Origin of the sequence: uncultured Cyclobacterium sp., from assembly GCF_963976465.1 — a bacterium.
Lineage (GTDB): Bacteria > Bacteroidota > Bacteroidia > Cytophagales > Cyclobacteriaceae > Cyclobacterium.
The window spans coordinates 1-2829 of record NZ_CAXBOC010000621.1; the positions used below are offsets into that span (position 1 = coordinate 1).

Genomic DNA, 2829 nt, shown 5'->3' on the forward strand with positions numbered 1-2829 from the left:
ACTATTTATAGATTAATTTATTTAACCTATTTTTGTTCTCGGACGACAGTAATTTTAAATTCAAACACGCTTTCTCTTACCTATATACCCAACTAATGAAAAATCACAAATACCTTTTGGTCGCGCTTTTAATTTGTTGTGCTCTAGGCTTACCTAAAGCAATGTTTGCAACTGCTTTACCAACCAATGGACCAAAACATGTTGTCTTTCTAATCAGTGAGGATCCTTTAAACTATGAAGCCCACCTTACTGTCCCTCCTTTTGCTGAGATGCTGGATGAAAAATATGAAAACTTAAAAATAACCGTGCTCAAAGGTAAGGGTACACACGGTGCCTACCGCTTTCCTAATCTTGAGATACTAGAAGAGGCGGACCTATTGGTTGTCTTTTGTAGAAGATTGGCCCTGCCTTTTGACCAAATGACAAGCATAAAAAATTACCTAAGATCTGGTAAGCCATTGGTGGGTTTGCGAACAGCCAATCATGGGTTTTCGGTGAGAGATGAAGTGGAGCCCGGTTTCGAGGGTTGGTGGGGTTTTGTGCCTGATATATTGGGCTGTGAAAACAATGGTTATTTCCCCGAGAAATTAGGGACAATTGTAAGTGCTTACCTTGGGGCTGAAAACCATTCTATTCTAAATGGTCTGGATTTAAAAAATTGGAAGAGTAAGGGACAGGTATATAAAGTTAAACCCATCATTGACCCAAATGCGGAGGTTTTACTGAATGGCAAGCCAAGAGGGAAATCTGCCATCGAACCCATAGCATGGACAAGAAATACAGCTTATGGTGGAAAGGTTTTTTACACCTCATTGGGCTATCCAACGGATTTCAAACAAGCGCCCTTTATTCAATTGCTGATCAATAGTATTCATTGGGCTTTGGAAAAAGAGTAAATAAGTAAAATGCTTCCTAAAATGAACAAGAGAAAATACCTCCTCCCTTTACTTTTTTTTGGCCTATTGGTAAATGGCCTAAAAGCCCAAAACCCTTTACCCAATTGGGAACAGGTGAGCGAAAAGGCGGACTGGCAAGCCAGGGATTCACAAGGAGAACTGGTTTACAAGGACAAACTCTGGATTTTAGGTGGCTGGTTTGACTCCCACCATGCCCCACCAAGAGATGTGTGGTCATCCGCCAATGGAAAGGACTGGAACAAAGTAGCATCAGATGCCCCATGGATCCACAGTGATCTGCCCATGACTGTTGTTTATAATGACAAAATGTGGGTCATGGGAGGCTGGTACAATGGTCGACTGGAAGGACATTCTGCCAGCAATAGCATCTGGTCCTCCACAAATGGAGCAGACTGGAAATTGGAAAAGAAAGCAGCTTCCTGGACACCTAGAATTGCTTCAACCGTAGTGGAATTCAAAGGCAAGCTATGGTTAATGGGCGGAATAGAGAATTACTATTTTGGGGATGAAAAAAGCCTTAAAAACGATGTTTGGGTTTCCGAAAATGGGAAGGATTGGGAATTGGCCACTGCCGATGCCGGTTGGTCTCCAAGAGCTTACCATCAGTCCGCTGTACTCAATGGAAAGATGTATGTTTTCGGCGGAGGCAATTATACTCCTGAATACCATGTAAAAAATGACGTTTGGGTCACAGAAGACGGCATAAATTGGGAACAGGTAACCGAAGCTGCCCCATGGCATGAGCGGATATGGTTTTCATCTGTCGTGTACAGGGACTGCATTTGGGTAATGGGCGGCTGGTCCAACAACCCTTACAAAAACTGGGGAGATGCCTGGTACAGCAGGGATGGCATAAACTGGACCGAATACAAGCCGGAAATATCCTGGCCCGGCCGACACGAACATTCCGCTTTTGTTTTCCAGGATAAAATATTTGTTGCCGGAGGCATGCTCCCTCCCCTAGTCAATGATGTTTGGTCCTTGGACTTGCCTGAAAACTGGTAAAAACCTTTTTGCCTTGGGTAGATAAATCCTAGCTAAACATAAAACAGAATATAAAGTCCTCAAAACCTAAAACAACACCCCATCCCAGATCACAAAATCACACTATCACCCCATCACAAGATCACCACATCACTTTATCATCAATAAATTGATCCCTATTAACAAATAGAGGATATAAAAGATTAGAATGATTAATCATTCTCATTTAATATCAATATTGCTAAACCTCCATCATTAAAACCCAAGTCAAAAAAGAACAAACAATTATTTAAATACCCATGCGCTTCTCAATCCGGATGAGACCCTGTTCATGATCTGAAACGTGATTCCCGACAAAATGCATAAACTCATCCATCTCTTCCTGGAATTCTCCAAAGGAGTTTTTGAGTTGACCTGTAGCATCATGTAAATAGGAAATTTTGGCATCCAAGTTGTTCAAAGCCCGCTTTATACGATGTTCAAATTCTTCAAATTTTTCCATGCTGTTTGGTAGAATTAGCTCCTTTAAATATAGTGATTTTTTTTATAGTGGTTTTAATAAGTGTTTTTAACGTATATTTCAATCTAGTAGAGAGCTAACAAGGCCATTTTTATTATGCCCTGATTCCCAAAAAGATAATTCACCATTATACAAGATGTCAAATTTTCAGTCCTAACGGGTGATAAAAAAGATAATGGCAAAAGAATGGTACACCTCATCACTACATCACCCCATCACTCAATCTCTATATCACAAATTACTGATTTTCTTCTCATTACATTCTCCACACATGTTATTAACAAGATAAAAAAGCCCGTTCACGGGAAAACGAATCCGGTTCACAAGAAAAATGATTATTCCTATATGAAAAATAATTTTAATTGGTTAATTAAAACATCTTTTAACCATAAACCAAAAAATAGCATG

At 40.0% G+C, this 2829-nt stretch carries 3 protein-coding genes; 2 read left to right on the plus strand and 1 reads right to left on the minus strand.

Annotated elements, in window-relative coordinates:
* Positions 1-95 precede the first annotated feature (95 nt).
* Both AAC037_RS23055 and AAC037_RS23060 read left to right on the plus strand, forming a co-directional pair.
* Positions 96-896, plus strand: a complete 801-nt coding sequence (locus tag AAC037_RS23055; protein WP_339905937.1) for a ThuA domain-containing protein — start codon at positions 96-98, stop codon at positions 894-896.
* A 21-nt stretch (positions 897-917) separates the two neighbouring features.
* Positions 918-1922 carry a galactose oxidase gene (locus AAC037_RS23060; protein WP_339905939.1) on the plus strand — a complete coding sequence of 335 codons (1005 nt, stop codon included), beginning with the start codon at positions 918-920 and terminating at the stop codon, positions 1920-1922.
* Between the two features lie 268 nt (positions 1923-2190).
* On the opposite strand, the gene AAC037_RS23065 is transcribed toward AAC037_RS23060, so the two are convergent.
* A complete protein-coding gene (locus AAC037_RS23065; RefSeq protein ID WP_339905940.1) occupies positions 2191-2403 on the minus strand; it encodes a hypothetical protein in 213 nt (70 codons plus the stop codon).
* Positions 2404-2829 lie beyond the last annotated feature (426 nt).

Coding starts and splice junctions, on each gene's coding strand:
- AAC037_RS23055 (WP_339905937.1), top strand. CDS start 96: ATGAAAAATCACAAATACCTTTTGGTCGCGCTTTTAATTTGTTGTGCT.
- AAC037_RS23060 (WP_339905939.1), top strand. CDS start 918: ATGAACAAGAGAAAATACCTCCTCCCTTTACTTTTTTTTGGCCTATTG.
- AAC037_RS23065 (WP_339905940.1), bottom strand. CDS start 2,403: ATGGAAAAATTTGAAGAATTTGAACATCGTATAAAGCGGGCTTTGAAC.